The 14,698-nt window shown below is 68.3% G+C and carries 14 protein-coding genes; all 14 read right to left on the reverse strand.

Going from position 1 to position 14,698, the window contains the following annotated elements; all coding sequences use genetic code 11:
• Window positions 1-273: 273 nt before the first annotated feature.
• On the reverse strand, window positions 274-510 hold the full coding sequence (locus tag B7Z76_RS02385; RefSeq protein WP_174504541.1) for a formate dehydrogenase subunit delta: 237 nt from the start codon (window positions 508-510) through the stop codon (window positions 274-276).
• Window positions 500-1,327, reverse strand: a complete 828-nt coding sequence (gene fdhD / locus B7Z76_RS02390; protein WP_291341902.1) for a formate dehydrogenase accessory sulfurtransferase FdhD — start codon at window positions 1,325-1,327, stop codon at window positions 500-502. Before fdhD ends, B7Z76_RS02385 begins: the two co-directional genes overlap by 11 nt.
• Entirely contained in the window at window positions 1,324-4,164 is a 2,841-nt protein-coding gene (gene fdhF / locus B7Z76_RS02395; protein WP_291341904.1) for a formate dehydrogenase subunit alpha, read from the reverse strand. Before fdhF ends, fdhD begins: the two co-directional genes overlap by 4 nt.
• Before the next feature lie 12 nt (window positions 4,165-4,176).
• Window positions 4,177-5,727 carry an NADH-quinone oxidoreductase subunit NuoF gene (locus B7Z76_RS02400; RefSeq protein WP_174504950.1) on the reverse strand — a complete coding sequence of 517 codons (1,551 nt, stop codon included), beginning with the start codon at window positions 5,725-5,727 and terminating at the stop codon, window positions 4,177-4,179.
• Window positions 5,727-6,200 (reverse strand): formate dehydrogenase subunit gamma, encoded by a 474-nt coding sequence (locus tag B7Z76_RS02405; RefSeq protein WP_174504544.1) that lies wholly within the window; start codon window positions 6,198-6,200, stop codon window positions 5,727-5,729. Before B7Z76_RS02405 ends, B7Z76_RS02400 begins: the two co-directional genes overlap by 1 nt.
• A gap of 139 nt (window positions 6,201-6,339) precedes the next feature.
• Window positions 6,340-7,251, reverse strand: a complete 912-nt coding sequence (locus tag B7Z76_RS02410) for a LysR family transcriptional regulator (protein ID WP_291341907.1) — start codon at window positions 7,249-7,251, stop codon at window positions 6,340-6,342.
• A complete protein-coding gene (locus B7Z76_RS02415) occupies window positions 7,248-8,321 on the reverse strand; it encodes an alcohol dehydrogenase (protein WP_291341909.1) in 1,074 nt (357 codons plus the stop codon). The genes B7Z76_RS02410 and B7Z76_RS02415 overlap by 4 nt, the downstream gene beginning before the upstream one ends.
• An 85-nt stretch (window positions 8,322-8,406) precedes the next feature.
• On the reverse strand, window positions 8,407-9,708 hold the full coding sequence (locus tag B7Z76_RS02420; protein ID WP_291341911.1) for a folylpolyglutamate synthase/dihydrofolate synthase family protein: 1,302 nt from the start codon (window positions 9,706-9,708) through the stop codon (window positions 8,407-8,409).
• 34 nt (window positions 9,709-9,742) lie between these two features.
• Window positions 9,743-10,612 (reverse strand): acetyl-CoA carboxylase, carboxyltransferase subunit beta, encoded by an 870-nt coding sequence (gene accD, locus B7Z76_RS02425; protein ID WP_174504548.1) that lies wholly within the window; start codon window positions 10,610-10,612, stop codon window positions 9,743-9,745.
• 10 nt (window positions 10,613-10,622) lie between these two features.
• Window positions 10,623-11,105 carry a hypothetical protein gene (locus tag B7Z76_RS02430; RefSeq protein ID WP_174504549.1) on the reverse strand — a complete coding sequence of 161 codons (483 nt, stop codon included), beginning with the start codon at window positions 11,103-11,105 and terminating at the stop codon, window positions 10,623-10,625.
• Window positions 11,106-11,157: 52 nt separating this feature from the next.
• Window positions 11,158-11,898 (reverse strand): gamma-glutamyl-gamma-aminobutyrate hydrolase family protein, encoded by a 741-nt coding sequence (locus tag B7Z76_RS02435; RefSeq protein ID WP_174504550.1) that lies wholly within the window; start codon window positions 11,896-11,898, stop codon window positions 11,158-11,160.
• Between the two features lie 23 nt (window positions 11,899-11,921).
• A complete protein-coding gene (locus B7Z76_RS02440) occupies window positions 11,922-13,139 on the reverse strand; it encodes a multidrug effflux MFS transporter (RefSeq protein ID WP_291341916.1) in 1,218 nt (405 codons plus the stop codon).
• A gap of 73 nt (window positions 13,140-13,212) precedes the next feature.
• Complete coding sequence (locus B7Z76_RS02445; RefSeq protein ID WP_174504551.1) at window positions 13,213-13,602, reverse strand: YidH family protein; 390 nt, start codon at window positions 13,600-13,602, stop codon at window positions 13,213-13,215.
• Window positions 13,599-14,498, reverse strand: a complete 900-nt coding sequence (locus B7Z76_RS02450; RefSeq protein ID WP_174504552.1) for a branched-chain amino acid aminotransferase — start codon at window positions 14,496-14,498, stop codon at window positions 13,599-13,601. The genes B7Z76_RS02445 and B7Z76_RS02450 overlap by 4 nt, the downstream gene beginning before the upstream one ends.
• Window positions 14,499-14,698: the final 200 nt, after the last annotated feature.

Consider the following 14,698-nt stretch of genomic DNA (forward strand, 5'->3'; position numbering starts at 1 on the left):
ATTTCGGCATGAATTACGACATAAGCAGTCACGCTGTCCGGTCAGACCGCAAAACGACATGCAACAATAAAGAATTCCGCGTCAGTATTGAATGACGCGGCACCAATATTGAACGGATAGTAAGTTTTATTTGGACCGCCGCATCTTCTTTCGACGGAATTGCCGCCTCAGGCGCTAGAGCACGACATCCGATCCATCAGGATCGGTTATCGTGCTCTAGCATGTCGATGATTAAATAATCTTTATCCGGTCAGAGGATTCCGTCCGAACGGATCATGCTCTGGCGACTTCGCGGGACAGGCGATCCACCGCCGCGGCCGCGCTTTCTGTCAGCCCCGTGCCGCCATGCGCGCGGAAGGCGATGATCTTCGCCCGCATCCTGGGGTCCCAGAACTTGCGGATATGCGCCTCGATGCTGGCCACCGCCTCGTCATCGGCGGCGGTGTTGAAAAAAGTGGCGATCTGGTTCGCCATGTAGACGAGTTTGCGGTCCTGATCTTCAGGCGACATGGCTGGCAGCTCCAAAGCGAATGCGTGTTTCGTGGGTAAAAACTTCAAACCCGTCATCGCGCGCGACGGCGGCGAGCGTAATTCCGGCGGTTTCGGCGGCGCGGATCGCATGGGCGCTCGGCACCGACACCGCGACGATCACCGGCGCGCCGGCGACCGCGCATTTCTGGATCAGCTCGATCGAGACCCGGCTGGTCATCAGCACGACCCCGCCGGCGGCAGGCCGCCCGGCGCGGGCGAGGGCGCCGAACACCTTGTCGAGCGCGTTGTGCCGGCCGACATCCTCGCGCACCAGCACCGAACCATCGGCCGGGTCGAGAAACCCGGCGGCATGCACCGCCCTGGTCTCGCGGTTCAGCGCCTGCTGCCCGGCCATCGCCCGCATGCCCTGCATCACCGCCTCGGCCGAGACGCTCAGCGCCGAGCCGACCACCGGCAAGCGTCGGTTCGCCTCGGCGAGACTCTCCAGCCCGCACAGCCCGCAGCCGAGTGCACCGGCAAGGTGACGGCGCCGGCGGGCCAGCCGCTCGCCGATCTCGGTGCCAACCTGCATCCGGCACTCCAGCCCGTCCTCGACGGCGACGATGCGGCACTCCCGCACATCCTCGGCGCGGTCGACGATGCCTTCCGACAGGCTGAACCCGATCGCGAAATCCTCGAGATCCCGCGGTGTCGCCATCATCACGGCATAGCCGACCCGGTCGTAGCTCAGCGCCACGGCCGTCTCCTCCGGCACCAGCCTGGTGCCGGCAACGACGTCGCCATGATGGAACGCCGTCGCCGCCACCCGCACGACAGGGGCGGGCAGAGACGTCATTCCGCCGGCACGGCCTCGATCTGCCGCGTCCGGCGGCCGAGATCGGCGTAGTCCTGCTGCGTCGCCGTCGGCCCGTTCGAGGGCGAGACCTGCACCGCCGTCACCTTGTATTCAGGGCAGTTGGTCGCCCAGTCCGAATAGTCGGTGGTGACGACATTGGCCATCGTCATCGGGTGATGGAAGGTGGTGTAGACCACCCCCGGCGCCACGCGGTCGGTCACCTTCGCGCGCAGCGACGTCTCGCCGGCCCGGCTCGCGAGCTTGACCCACGCCCCGTCATTGATCCCGCGCTGCTCGGCATCGTGCGGATGGATCTCGAGCAGATCCTCCTCGTGCCAGGCGGTGTTGGCGGTGCGCCGCGTCTGCGCGCCGACATTGTATTGCGACAGGATGCGCCCGGTGGTCAGCAGCAGCGGGAAGCGCGGCCCGGTCTTCTCGTCGGTCGCGACATATTCGGTGACGAAGAACCGCCCCCGGCCGCGGACGAACCCGTCCACATGCATCACCGGCGTGCCTTCCGGTGCCGTCTCGTTGCAGGGCCACTGCACCGAGCCTTCCCGCTCCAGCAGGCCGAAGGACACGCCCGAGAAGCTCGGCGTCAGCCGCGCGATCTCGTCCATGATCTCGGAGGGATGCGTGTAGTTCATGTTGTAGCCCAGCGCCCGGGCGATCAGCTGGGTGACCTCCCAGTCCTCGTAGCCGTTCTTCGGCGTCATCACCTTGCGCACGAGCTGGATGCGCCGCTCGGCATTGGTGAAGGTGCCGTTCTTCTCGAGGAAGGTCGAGCCCGGCAGGAACACATGGGCGAACTGCGCCGTCTCGTTCAGGAACAGATCCTGCACGACGACGCATTCCATCGCCGCGAGCCCGGCGGTGACATGCTTGATGTCCGGGTCGGACTGCGCGATGTCCTCGCCCTGGATGTAGAGCCCCTTGAACGTGCCATCCACCGCGGCGTCCAGCATGTTCGGGATGCGCAGTCCCGGCTCGCCATCGAGCGAAACGCCCCAATCGATCTCGAAAGCCTGCCGGACCTCCGGCATCGAGACATGGCGATAGCCGCTGAACTCATGCGGGAAACTGCCCATGTCGCAGCTGCCCTGCACGTTGTTCTGCCCGCGCAGCGGGTTCACGCCGACGCCGACGCGGCCGATATTGCCGGTCGCCATCGCGAGATTGGCGAGCGCCATCACCGCCGTCGTGCCCTGGCTGTGCTCGGTCACGCCAAGCCCGTAATAGATCGCGGCATTCCCGCCGGTGGCGTAGAGCCGCGCCGCCGCCCGCACCAGTTGCGGATCGACGCCCGTGGTCGCCGCCAGCGCCTCGGGGCTGTTCCGCTCGGCGGCGGCGAACTCGGCCCACTGGGTAAAGGCGTCGAGATCGCAGCGCTCGCGCACGAAAGCCTCGTCGAAGAGGTTCTCGGTGACGATCACATGGGCGAGGGCGGTCAGCATGGCGACATTGGTGCCCGGCCGTAGCGGCAGATGATGCGCCGCCTCGACATGCGGGGTGCGGACGAGGTCGATCCGCCGCGGATCGATCACGATCAGCTTCGCCCCCTCGCGCAGCCGCTTCTTCATCCGCGAGCCGAACACCGGGTGGCCATCGGTCGGGTTGGCGCCGATCACCAGGATCACGTCGGCCTGCTCGACGCTGTCGAAATCCTGCGTCCCCGCCGAGGTGCCGAAGGTCTGCGACAGGCCATAGCCGGTCGGCGAGTGGCACACCCGCGCGCAGGTATCGACGTTATTGTTGCCGAACCCGGCGCGGACCAGCTTCTGCACGAGGAAGGTCTCCTCGTTGGTGCAGCGCGACGAGGTGATGCCGCCGACCGAGCCCTTGCCATAGGTCGTCTGGATCCGCTTGAACTCCGAGGCGACATGGCTGATCGCCTCGTCCCACGACACTTCCCGCCACGGATCGGAAATCTTCGCACGGATCATCGGCTTGGTGATCCGGTCCTGATGCGTCGCATAGCCCCAGGCGAAGCGCCCCTTCACGCAGGAATGGCCATGATTCGCCTTGCCGTCCTTGTAGGGCACCATGCGCACGAGTTCCTCGCCGCGCATTTCCGCCTTGAACGAGCAGCCCACACCGCAATAGGCGCAGGTCGTCACCACCGAATGTTCCGGCTGGCCGATCTCGACGACGGATTTCTCCATCAGCGTCGCGGTCGGGCAAGCCTGCACGCAGGCGCCGCAGGACACGCACTCGGATTCGAAGAAACTCTCCTCCATCCCCGGCGAAACCTTGGAGTCGAAGCCGCGCCCGGCAATGGTCAGCGCGAAGGTGCCCTGCACCTCCTCGCAGGCCCGCACGCAGCGCGAGCAGACGATGCACTTGGCCGGATCGAACTGGAAATACGGGTTGGAGAGGTCCTTGGCCGAGTCGAGATGGTTCTCGCCCTCATAGCCATAGCGCACCTCCCGCAGCCCGACCGCGCCGGCCATGTCCTGCAACTCGCAATTGCCATTGGCCGAGCAGGTCAGGCAGTCCAGCGGGTGGTCGGAGATGTAAAGCTCCATCACCCCGCGGCGAAGCTTGCCGAGCCGCTCGTTCTGGGTGTGGACCACCATGCCCTCCGCCACCGGCGTGGTGCAGGAGGCCGGCGTGCCCGCGCGCCCCTCGATCTCCACGAGGCAGAGCCGGCACGAGCCGAAACTGTCCAGCATGTCGGTGGCGCAGAGCTTGGGGATCTGCGTGCCGATCTCCATCGCCGCCCGCATGACCGACGTGCCTTCCGGCACGCTGACCTTCACCCCGTCGATCGTCAGGGTAACGAGGCTTTCCGCCTCGCTGGGCTTGGTGCCGTAGTCGATTTCATGGACGAGACCCATGGTGGTTCTCCTTCACTCAGCCGCGGCGGGGAGTTTCGGCGCGCGAAACTCTTCCGGGAAATGGTTGATGGCGGACAGCACCGGATACGGCGTGAAGCCGCCCAGCGCGCAGAGCGAGCCGAATTTCATCGTCTCGCAGAGATCGCGCACCAGTGCCAGGTTCTTCTCCGGCTCGATGCCGGCGCGAAGGCGGTCGAACGTCTCCACCCCGCGCGTCGAGCCGATGCGGCAGGGCGTGCACTTGCCGCAGGATTCGAGGGCGCAGAATTCCATCGCGAAACGGGCCATCTGCACCATGTCGGCGGTGTCGTCGAACACCACGAGCCCGCCATGGCCGATCAGCCCGTCGCGCTTGGCGAAGGCCTCGTAATCATAGGGCGTGTCGAACATCGAGGGCGGGAAATAGGCGCCGAGCGGCCCGCCCGCCTGCACCGCCTTCACCGGCCGGCCCGATGCGGTGCCGCCGCCAATCTCGTTCACCAGCTCGCCCAGCGTCACGCCGAAGGCGCATTCGAACAGCCCGCCCTGCTTCACATTGCCGGCGAGCTGCACCGGCATCGTCCCGCGCGAGCGCCCGTAGCCGACCTCGGCATAGCGCTTCGCCCCCTCGGCGAGGATGAACGGCACGCTGGCGAGGCTGATCGTGTTGTTGATGATGGTCGGCCGGCCGAACAGCCCCTCGATCGCCGGCAACGGCGGCTTCGGACGCACCTGCCCGCGCTTGCCCTCCAGGCTCTCCAGCAGCGAGGTCTCCTCGCCGCAGACATAGGCCCCGGCGCCGACCCGCACTTCGAGGTCGAAATCATGCGCGCTGCCGTTGATCCCCTTGCCGAGATAGCCGGCGCGCTCCGCCAGCTCGATCGCCCGGCGCATCATCCGGATCGCGAGCGGATATTCCGAGCGGATGTAGACATATCCCTTGGTCGCGCCCACCGCGACACCCGCGATCGTCATGCCCTCGATCAGCATGAACGGATCGGCTTCCATGATCAGACGGTCGGCGAAGGTGCCGGAATCGCCCTCGTCGGCGTTGCAGACGATGTATTTCCGGTCCGCCGCCGCCCGGGCGACGGTCTCCCACTTGATCCCGGTCGGGAAGCCAGCACCGCCGCGCCCGCGCAGCCCGCTCTCCTTCACCGCGGCGACGGTCGCCGCCGGCCCCATCGACAGCGCGGCCTCCAGCCCCTTGTAGCCGCCATGATGGCGGTAATCCTCGAGCGAGAGCGGATCGATGATCCCGGCGCGGCCGAAGGTGAAGCGCGTCTGCTTTGCGAGATAGGCGATCTCCTCGACATGGCCGACGCATTTTTCATGCGGCGCGCCGTCGAAGAAGCGGGCCTCGAACAGCCCCGGCACGTCGGCGACGCCGATATTGCGATAGCCGATCCGCCCCGATGCGGTGGCGACCTCGACCAGCGGCTCCATGAAGAACATCCCGCGCGAGCCGTTGCGCACGATCGTCACCGGAATGTTGCGCGCCTGCGCCTCCGCCTCGATCGCGGCGGCAACCCGGTTCGCCCCGATCGCAACGGCGGCCATGTCCTGGGGTACGAAAATCTTCATCACGCGGCCTCCGCGACCAAAGCTTCGAGCGTGGCGGCATCGGCCCGCCCCACCGGCTCGTCGTCGAACAGCGCGCCCGGCGCCGTCGCGCACAGGCCAAGGCAATACACCGCCTCGACGGTGAGCCGCCCGTCCGGCGTGGTGCCGCCCCAGTCCAGCCCGAGCGCATCGAGCAGGCGCCGCGCATTCGCCTCCGACCCCATCGACTGGCAGGCCTCGGCCCGGCACAGTTTCAGCACGTGGCGGCCGGCCGGCTCGCGGCGGAAATCATGATAGAAGCTGATCACCCCATGAACTTCGGCGCGGGTGATGTTGAGCGCCTCGGCGATCAGCGGCTCCGCCGCGCGCGGCACATGCCCAAAACTCTCCTGCAATGCGTGCAGGATTGGCAGCAGCGGGCCTTCCTCGCCGACATGATCCCGGATCACGGCGCGTGCCGCGTCTTCGTTCCACTGGGCTGGCGTCTGGTCCATTCCGACTATCCCGTTTCCTCGCTCGGCCAGGATGACCGAGTCTCCTGCTTAAGCGATGCAGGTTAATGATTTCTCTATTATCCCCAAGTTCACGTCGGTAAACAAGCCAAAGACCGGATTGTTTGATAGAAAACGTCTATCAAACACCCGCCCGGCCGGGCGCGGCCAGCGCCGCCGCCCGCGCTTCCGCCACCTCCACCAGCGCCGCCACCAGCGGCGAGACCGGCTCGCGGTTCGGCAGCACCAGCCCGACCGCGTGAACCTCCTCCGGCCCGGTGATCGGGATCGCCCGCAGCCGCGGCGTCAGTCCGAAAATCTGCGCCAGCTTCTCCGGCAGCACGCAGGCCCAGCGCCCGGTCTGCACATGGCTCACCAGCACGACGATCGAGTTGCTCTCCAGCGTCGGCCGCAACTCGGTGCCGGCATTGCGCAGCAGCCGGTCGAGAATCCGCCGGTTCTGCATGTCCGGCGTCAGCAGGCAGAGCGGGATCCGCCCGACCTCGGCCCAGCTCACCTGATCGCGCCGGCCGAGCGGCGCGTCCGCCGCCGTCAGCAGCCGGTAGCGCTCCTCATAGAGCGGCACCACCCGGTTCTTGCCCACCGGCTCGTTGTCGATATAGGTCACCCCGGCATCGACCTCGAAATTCTCCAGCCGCCGCAGCACCTCGTTCGAGGTGCAGGACTGGATCGAGAACCGCACCGCCTCGTGCTGGCGCCGATAGGGCGTCGTGAGTTCCGTGATCGTGGCCAGCGCGGTCGGGATCGCGGCGATCCGCAGCAACCCCGAAAGCCCCAGCTTCAGCGCGCGGATATCGGCGCGCATCGCCTGCATGTCGCCGACGATGCGCCGCGCCCAGTCGAGCACCCGCTCGCCCTCCGGGGTAAACCCCTGAAAGCGTGACGACCGCTCGACCAGCGGCATCCCCAGCGCCTCCTCCAGCGCGCGAATCCCCGCCGAGAAGGTGGGCTGGGTCACACCGCAACTTTCCGCGCCGCGGCCGAAGTGCCGCTCGCGCGCCAGCGCCAGCAGGTATTCGAGCTTCTCGATCAAGCGCCCTCGGCCACCAGCACCAGCCGCCCGGTCACCTCGCCGGCCTTGAGCCGGTGGATCGCCGCATCCGCCTCGCGCTGCGGCACCGTCTCGATCTGCAGCTTCGGCAGCGCCCCGCCCTGGGCGAGATCGACCAGCTCGCGCAGATCGCCCGGCGTGCCGACGAAACTGCCCTGCAATGTCAGCGCCCGCATCGGCATGAAGGGCAGGGGGATGTTCAGCTCGCCGCCGAACAGCCCGACCATGATCAGCTTGCCGCCCTTGGCCAGCGCCGCATGCGCCGCCTTCGCCGTGCCCGAGCCGTTGACGAGGTCGATGATCGCCTCCGGCTGCCCGCCGCACGCCGCGATGATCGCCTTGTGCAGCGCCGGATCGTTGCCATCCACCACCGCGCTGGCGCCCGCCGCCAGCGCCGCCGCGCGCTTCGTCGCACTGGTATCGACGCTGACGATCGCCCTGTGCCCGAGCGCGCGCAGCACCGCGATCGCCGACAGCCCGAGCCCGCCCGCGCCGATCAGCACCACCGGCGTGTCCGCCGGCAGAGGCATCACCTTGCGGATCGCGGCATAGACAGTGATGCCCGAACACGCATAGGTCGCCGCCAGCGCGGGATCGAGATCGCCGGGATCGACGAGGTGCCCCGCATGCGCCGCGATCACATGGGTCGCGTAGCCGCCATGCTGGTAGATGCCGAGCGAGCGCTGCTTGGCGCAGAGATTGTCCTCGCCCGCCTTGCACCGCGCGCATTCGCCGCAGCCGACCCAGGGATACACGATCCGCACATCCCCCACCTTCGCCCCGCTCGCCTCCGGCCCGAGCTTCACCACCCGGCCGACGATCTCATGGCCCAGCGCCAGCGGCAGCGTGATTCCCCGCTGCACGATCTCATAACGCCCGGCGCTGCCGAGATCGTAATACCCGTCCCAGAGATGCAGGTCGGAATGGCAGACGCCGCAATGCGTCACCTCCAGCAAGATCTCCTGCCCCTTCGGCTCGGGCATCGGCAGGTCGATTTCCTTCAGCGGCGCCCCGTTCTCGACAACGGCCCAGGCTTTCATCGTGGTGGACATTCCGGTCTCCCATTTTTGATCCACCGCGAGTATCGGGCGCATCGCGCCGTTCAGGCAAGCCGGGCCGGCCACATGGCGCGTGAGTTCACCCCTCTGCCGGCGCCGCGTCCTGCCGTGCCAGGATCACCCCGGCGAGATAGAGCGAGCCGCAGATCAGCACCCGCTTCGGCGCCCCGTCCGCGGCGAGCCGCCGCAGCGCGGTTTCCACATCCGGGCCCGGCGTCGCCACCCCGCCCGACGCCTCGATGATCGCCTCGACCGGCAAGGCGAGATGCTGCCCCGGCTCGACCACCGCCTGCACCGATGCCGCCTGCGGCAGCAGGATGCGCAGGAATTCCGCGACGTCCTTGGCCTGCTTCATCCCGACGACGAGATGCGTCTCCCCCTCCCAGCCGGCCAGAACCTCGGCCAGCGCCTGCGCCCCGCCCGGATTATGCGCGCCATCGAGCCAGAGTTCCGAGCCCGAAGGCAGCAGCGCTTCCAGCGGCGCGCCGAGGCGCTGCAACCGCGCCGGCCATTCCGCCGCGGCCATGCCGCGCGCGAAAGCGGCCTCGCCGAATCCGAACCCGCCGGCGCGCAGGGCGGCGATGGCGATGCCGGCATTGTCGAATTGATGCGCGCCGGGCAGGGCAGGGCGGGGCAGCTCCAGCCGCCCGTCCTCATCCTCATACACAGCACCCGCGCCCTGCTGCATGATCCGCCACTGCCGCCCGCGCACCGCGAGCTTCACCCCGGCCGCCTTCGCCCTGGCATCCAGCACGGCCAGTACCTCCGGCGTCTGGAACCCCGTCACGGCCCGGCTGCCCGCCTTCATGATCCCGGCCTTCTCGGCGGCGATCACGGTTTCGGTATCGCCGAGGAATTCGCGGTGATCGAGCGAGATCGCGGTGATCGCGGCGGCTGCCGGCGGCGGGATCACGTTGGTCGCATCGAAGGTGCCGCCGAGCCCCACCTCGATGATGGCGATCTCCGCCGGGCGGGATGCGAACAGCACGAAGGCGGCGGCGGTGATCGCCTCGAACACGGTGATGGGGGCGGCGTCGTTCACCCGCTCCACCTCGTCGAGTGCCGCGTCCAGCTCGTCATCGCTGACCAGCGCGCCGGCCAGCCGGATGCGCTCGTTGAACCGCACGAGATGCGGCGAGGTATAGACATGCGCGCGCAGCCCCGCCGCCTCGGCCATGCCGCGCAGGAAGGCGCAGACGCTGCCCTTGCCGTTGGTCCCGGCGACATGGATCGTCGGCGGCAGGCGCCGCTCGGGATGGCCGAGCGCTGCCAGCAGCCGCTCCAGCCGTTCCAGCCGCAGGTCGATCAGCCGCGGATAGAGCGTGTGCAGCCGCTCGATCCGCGCATCGATCCGGCTCGATCCCGTCGCCGCCCCGCTCATGCCGCCCGCCTTGCGCCGCGCCTCACGCCGCGCCTCACGCCGCCTCCGCGTCCGGCCGCCCCACCTTGAGCAGGCCGAGCAGCCGCCCGAGCGTCGCCGCCATCTCGCCGCGCGCCAGCACCATGTCGACCATGCCGTGTTCGAGCAGGTATTCGGCGCGCTGGAAGCCTTCCGGCAGTTTCTCGCGGATCGTCTCCTCGATCACCCGCGCCCCGGCAAAGCCGATCAGCGCGTTCGGCTCGGCGATCTGGATATCGCCGAGCATCGCGAACGAGGCGGTCACCCCGCCGGTGGTCGGATCGGTCAGCACGACGATATAGGGCAGCCCCGCCTCGCGGACCATCTGCACCGCGATGGTGCTGCGCGGCATCTGCATCAGGCTCACCGGCCCTTCCTGCATCCGCGCCCCGCCCGAGGCGGTGAACACGATCAGCGCCGCCTTCTGCAACACCGCGAGCCGGGCGGCGGCGACCAGCGCCTCGCCCATCGCCGCCCCCATCGAGCCGCCCATGAAGCGGAAATCCATCGCCGCGATCACCGCCCGATGCCCGCCCACGGTGCCATGCGCGACCAGCACGGCATCCTCCATCCCGGTCTTCCTGCGTGCATCGGCGAGCCGGTCGGGATATTTCTTGCGATCCTGGAATTTCAGCGGATCGACCGGCACCCTGGGCAGGTCGATCCGCTGGAACTTGCCGCCATCGAAGGTCCAGGCCAGCCGCTCGGCCGCCGTCGCCCGCATGTGGTGGCCGCAATGCGGGCAGACCTTGAGGTTGGTCTCCAGTTCGCGGTGAAAGATCATCTGCTGGCAGGCGCTGCACTGATGCCAGAGATTGTCCGGCGCCTCCTTGCGCCCGAGCAGGGTGCGAATGCGCGGGCGGACGAATTCGGAAAGCCAGTTCATGTCGGGCCGGTCAGAAAATGCTGTTGATCAGGTCGTCGCCGAGGCCGAACCCGGCCCCCATCGCGATCGCCCGGCCAAAGCCCGAATTCAGGAACCCGCCGAGCAGCCCGCCGCCCTGCTGGGGATAGCCCTGCTGGGGGTATTGCGGCTGCGGCTGATACGCCGGCTGGGTCATTGGCTGACTCTGGGGCTGACCCTGGGGCTGGTAAGCCGGCTGAGACATCGGCTGAGTTTGGGGCACCGAGCCGGCGAGCGCGGCCGGCTGGTTCGCCACGAAATTGTGAAGCGCCTGGAGCAGCCCGCCCACCTGATTCTGCTCCGCCTGGATCGCCAGCGCGATCTCGCGCAGGTCCAGCAGCCACTCCCGCGCGTCCTGGTTCCCGGCGTCTCGCGCCGCTTGCAGCTTCTGCGCCAGCGCCTTCAGCTGGCCGGCCGTCTGCTGCGCCTGGCCCTGCAACTGGTCATATTGCGTGTCGATCGTCTGGATATCCATGGGACCCGTCCTTTCGCGTAAACCGTTCATATAGAATCAACGGCGGCAAAAGTCAGGCCGCCGCCCGCCCGCCGCGCCAGGCCCGGCACGCCTCGCCAAAGGCCGCGAACAGGCGCTGCCGGTCCGGCGCCTCCATCACCGCCCATTCCGGGTGCCATTGCACGGCGATGGCGAAGCCCGTCGCCCCCTCGACCCGCACCGCCTCGATCGTCCCGTCCGGCGCCACCGCCTCGGCCGCGAGCCCCGGCGCCAGCCGGTCGATCGCCTGGCCGTGCAGCGAATTGACCATGATCGTCTCCGCCCCGCAGATATGCCGCAGCGCGCCGCTCAGCCGCACCTCGTGCTTGAGCGCCATCTGCTCGGCCCGCGTGCCCTCGCCGGCGCGATGATCGAGCCGCCCGGGGAGCGTATGCACGCGCTGGTGCAGCGTCCCGCCAAGGGCGACGTTGAGTTCCTGCAACCCGCGGCAGATGCCGAGCACCGGCATCCCGCGGGCAAGGGCGGCGCGGATCAGCGGCAGCGTCGTCGCGTCGCGGTCGGCATCATGCGCGTCCGGCGTCTCGTCATTGGCAACGCCGTAGCGCGTCGGCATCACGTTGCTCGGGCTGCCGTTGAACAGGATGCCGTCCAGCCGGTCGAGCACGGCGATCATCGCCTCGCCTTCCGGCGGGATCAGCAGCGGCAGCGCGTCGCTCGCCGCGATCACCGCCTCGCCGTAGCGCGCCGGGGTCGCGTGCTGGTGGTGGTTGCCGATGAACTTGGTGCAGGCGGGAATGCCGATGATGCTGGGCATGAAATCCTCGTCAGGTGAGTCTGTCAGGTCAGGCGTCGGGGTCGGAAGGCGGCGGCGAGTGCGGCGAGGGACGCGCATGCGAACATGGCGAAGGCCATTGGCCGGGCGGTGCCGTCGGCGAAGGCGCCGACCAGCGCGCCGGTGATCGCCCCGCCGACATATTGCCAGGTGCCGAGCAGGGCCGAGGCCGAGCCCGCATGCGCCTGGTGCCGCGAGAGGGCGGCGACCAGCGCGCTTGGCAGCGTCAGCCCGTAACTCGCCTGGCAGATGAACAGCCCGGCGATGATCGGCAGCGGCCCGCCGCCGCGCAGCGCCGCCACCACCAGCACGATGGTCCCGCACAAAAGTGCGACGACCGAAGCCGAAATCACCGGCCGCAGCCCCGCCCGCGCCACCAGATGCGGGTTCCACTGGTTGAACCCGATATAGATCGCCGCATTCAGCCCGAACAGCAGCGCATAGGCGAGCGGGTGCCAGTGATACGCGCCGATGAACACCGCCGGCGTGCCGGCAAGATAGGCGAACAGCGCGCCGATCGCGAAGGTGCCGGTCAGCGCATGGGTCAGGAAGCCGCGCTCGGCGGCGATCTGCCCGTAGCGGATGATGATGGTGCGAAACCCCACCGTGCTCCGCCGCGAGACCGGCAGCGTATCCGGCAGCTTCACCCATACCATCGCGATCGCGACGATCCCGTAGAGCGTCGCCAGGACAAAGATCCACCGCCACGAGCCGAAGGCGATCACCGCGCTGCCGAGAATCGGGGCGATGATCGGCGCCACCCCCATCACCAGCATCAGCCGCGAGAACAGCATCGCCGCCGCCGGTCCGTCGGCGATGTCGCGCACCATCGCCCGCGGCACCACCACCGCGGCCGAGCCGCCAAAGGCGGCGAGCAGCCGGAACCACGACAGCGATGCCGTGTTCCATGCCAGCGTGCAGCCGATCGAGGCGGCGATATAGAGCCCGAGCCCGAGCAGGATCGGCAGCCGCCGCCCGGCCCGGTCGGAAAACGGCCCCTGCGTCATCTGCCCCGCGGCGAGCCCGGCGAAATAGGCGGCGAGCGTCAGCCCCGGCCCGGCCGGGTCGTGGAACTGCCGGGCGATGGTCGGAAAGGCAGGCAGATACATGTCGACCGACACCGGCCCGATCGCGATCAGGAAGCCGAGCAGCAGCGGCAGGCGCCGGCTCGTCGCGAGATCCGGCGCCGCTTCGGCGACAGCGCGTGGTGCGGATGACATCATCTGATCATAACGCCGCCGCGAAACCCGGCAAACGCCCCGTCAGCGCAATCCTGCCGGGCGTCGGCGATCTGGATCAGCCCGCCCCGCGCAGGATCGTCACCGCGAGATAGGCCGCGAGCCCCAGCCCGAGTGCGACGATCATCCCGGCGAGTGCCAGGTCGAGCCGGTCATTCCCCGGCGCGCGGGCGGCCTCGTCGAGAATCGCCCGCCGGTTGGCGACGAAGCGCAGCATCGCGGCGGCGACCATCAGCGCCCCGGCGATGATCAGCGCGATCCCCACCGCGTCCGAGGCCAGCGTCCCCGACACGGTGAAGGTGCGGCCGAGCGACTGCCCGGCCACCTGCAGAAACAGGTTGAAGCGTTCGACGAGAAAGCCGAACGCCATCACCGCGATGGCGGTGCGCACCCAGGCGAGGAAGGTGCGCTCGTTCGCCGCGTGGTCGCCAAACCGCGGTACGGTCACGCCGCCCGCTTGGCCACCTCTTCCGGCGACATGTGGACGAGGGCGGTATAATCCGCGATCAGCGTCTCGGTGATCGGGCCGGGGGTGAAGGTCAGCTCGCCGATCTGGCGCACCGGCGTCACCTCGGCGGCGGTGCCGGCGAGGAACACCTCGCTCGCCTTCGCCATCTCCTCGGGCAGGATGTGCCGCTCATGCACCGGGATCTGCCGCGCGCGGGCCAGCGCCATCACGGTGCGGCGGGTGATCCCGTCGAGGAAGCAATCCGGCGTCGGCGTGTGCAGTTCGCCGTCGATCGCGAAGAAAATGTTCGCCCCCGTCGCCTCGGCGACATGCCCGTCGAGGGTGAGCATCAGCGCGTCGTTGAACCCCTCGGCCTCGGCCGCGTGCTTCGAGAGCGTGCCGATCATGTAGAGCCCGGCGGCCTTCGAGGCGGTCGGCGCGGTCCGCGCGTCCGGCCGGCGCCACTGCGCCATGCCGAGGGTGATGCCCTTCATCCGGTCGTTGCCGAACAGGTTCGGCCACGGCCAGGCGGCGATGGCGAGATGGATTTTGGTCTGCTGGGCGGAAACCGCGAGCATCTCCGAGCCGCGCCAGGCGAGGGGGCGGACATAGGCGTCAGTCAGCCCGTTCGCCTTGAGCACCTCGTTGCAGGCGGCGTCGATCTCGTCGGCGGTGAAGGGAATGTCGAAGCCGAGCAGCTTGCCCGACTGGATCAGCCGGTTGGTATGGTCGCGGAGGCGGAAGATGTTCCCGCCATAGGACCGCTCGCCCTCGAAGACGGCGGAGGCGTAATGCAGCCCGTGGCTCAGCACGTGCAGCTTGGCATCCCGCCAGGGGCGCAGCGCGCCGTCCCACCAGATCATGCCGTCGCGGTCGTCAAACGGAATCAGACTCATCGCCTCGCGTCCTCTTTGATGTCGGTCTCCTCGAACGAGGAACCCAACTCTTAATCCAGGCCGCCCGCGATGGCCAAGCGATGTTTCTCAGGGAGCAGGAATGAGGTTTTGACGGCGATTGCGCGCGGCTGCGCAACGGTTCTTGCAGGAAAGCCATAATTCCTGTCTTATCACAGACGTCCCGCTTCAGTATGGGCATC

Source organism: Acidiphilium sp. 20-67-58 (assembly GCF_002255515.1).
In the GTDB taxonomy this organism is placed as follows: Bacteria; Pseudomonadota; Alphaproteobacteria; order Acetobacterales; family Acetobacteraceae; genus Acidiphilium.

What these genes read in the sequence shown, in the direction of transcription:
- B7Z76_RS02385 (WP_174504541.1), bottom strand. Translation starts at nt 510, where the DNA reads ATGTCGCCTGAAGATCAGGACCGCAAACTCGTCTACATGGCGAACCAG.
- fdhD (WP_291341902.1), bottom strand. Translation starts at nt 1,327, where the DNA reads ATGACGTCTCTGCCCGCCCCTGTCGTGCGGGTGGCGGCGACGGCGTTC.
- fdhF (WP_291341904.1), bottom strand. Translation starts at nt 4,164, where the DNA reads ATGGGTCTCGTCCATGAAATCGACTACGGCACCAAGCCCAGCGAGGCG.
- B7Z76_RS02400 (WP_174504950.1), bottom strand. Translation starts at nt 5,727, where the DNA reads ATGAAGATTTTCGTACCCCAGGACATGGCCGCCGTTGCGATCGGGGCG.
- B7Z76_RS02405 (WP_174504544.1), bottom strand. Translation starts at nt 6,200, where the DNA reads ATGGACCAGACGCCAGCCCAGTGGAACGAAGACGCGGCACGCGCCGTG.
- B7Z76_RS02415 (WP_291341909.1), bottom strand. Translation starts at nt 8,321, where the DNA reads ATGTCCACCACGATGAAAGCCTGGGCCGTTGTCGAGAACGGGGCGCCG.
- B7Z76_RS02420 (WP_291341911.1), bottom strand. Translation starts at nt 9,708, where the DNA reads ATGAGCGGGGCGGCGACGGGATCGAGCCGGATCGATGCGCGGATCGAG.
- accD (WP_174504548.1), bottom strand. Translation starts at nt 10,612, where the DNA reads ATGAACTGGCTTTCCGAATTCGTCCGCCCGCGCATTCGCACCCTGCTC.
- B7Z76_RS02430 (WP_174504549.1), bottom strand. Translation starts at nt 11,105, where the DNA reads ATGGATATCCAGACGATCGACACGCAATATGACCAGTTGCAGGGCCAG.
- B7Z76_RS02435 (WP_174504550.1), bottom strand. Translation starts at nt 11,898, where the DNA reads ATGCCCAGCATCATCGGCATTCCCGCCTGCACCAAGTTCATCGGCAAC.
- B7Z76_RS02440 (WP_291341916.1), bottom strand. Translation starts at nt 13,139, where the DNA reads ATGATGTCATCCGCACCACGCGCTGTCGCCGAAGCGGCGCCGGATCTC.
- B7Z76_RS02450 (WP_174504552.1), bottom strand. Translation starts at nt 14,498, where the DNA reads ATGAGTCTGATTCCGTTTGACGACCGCGACGGCATGATCTGGTGGGAC.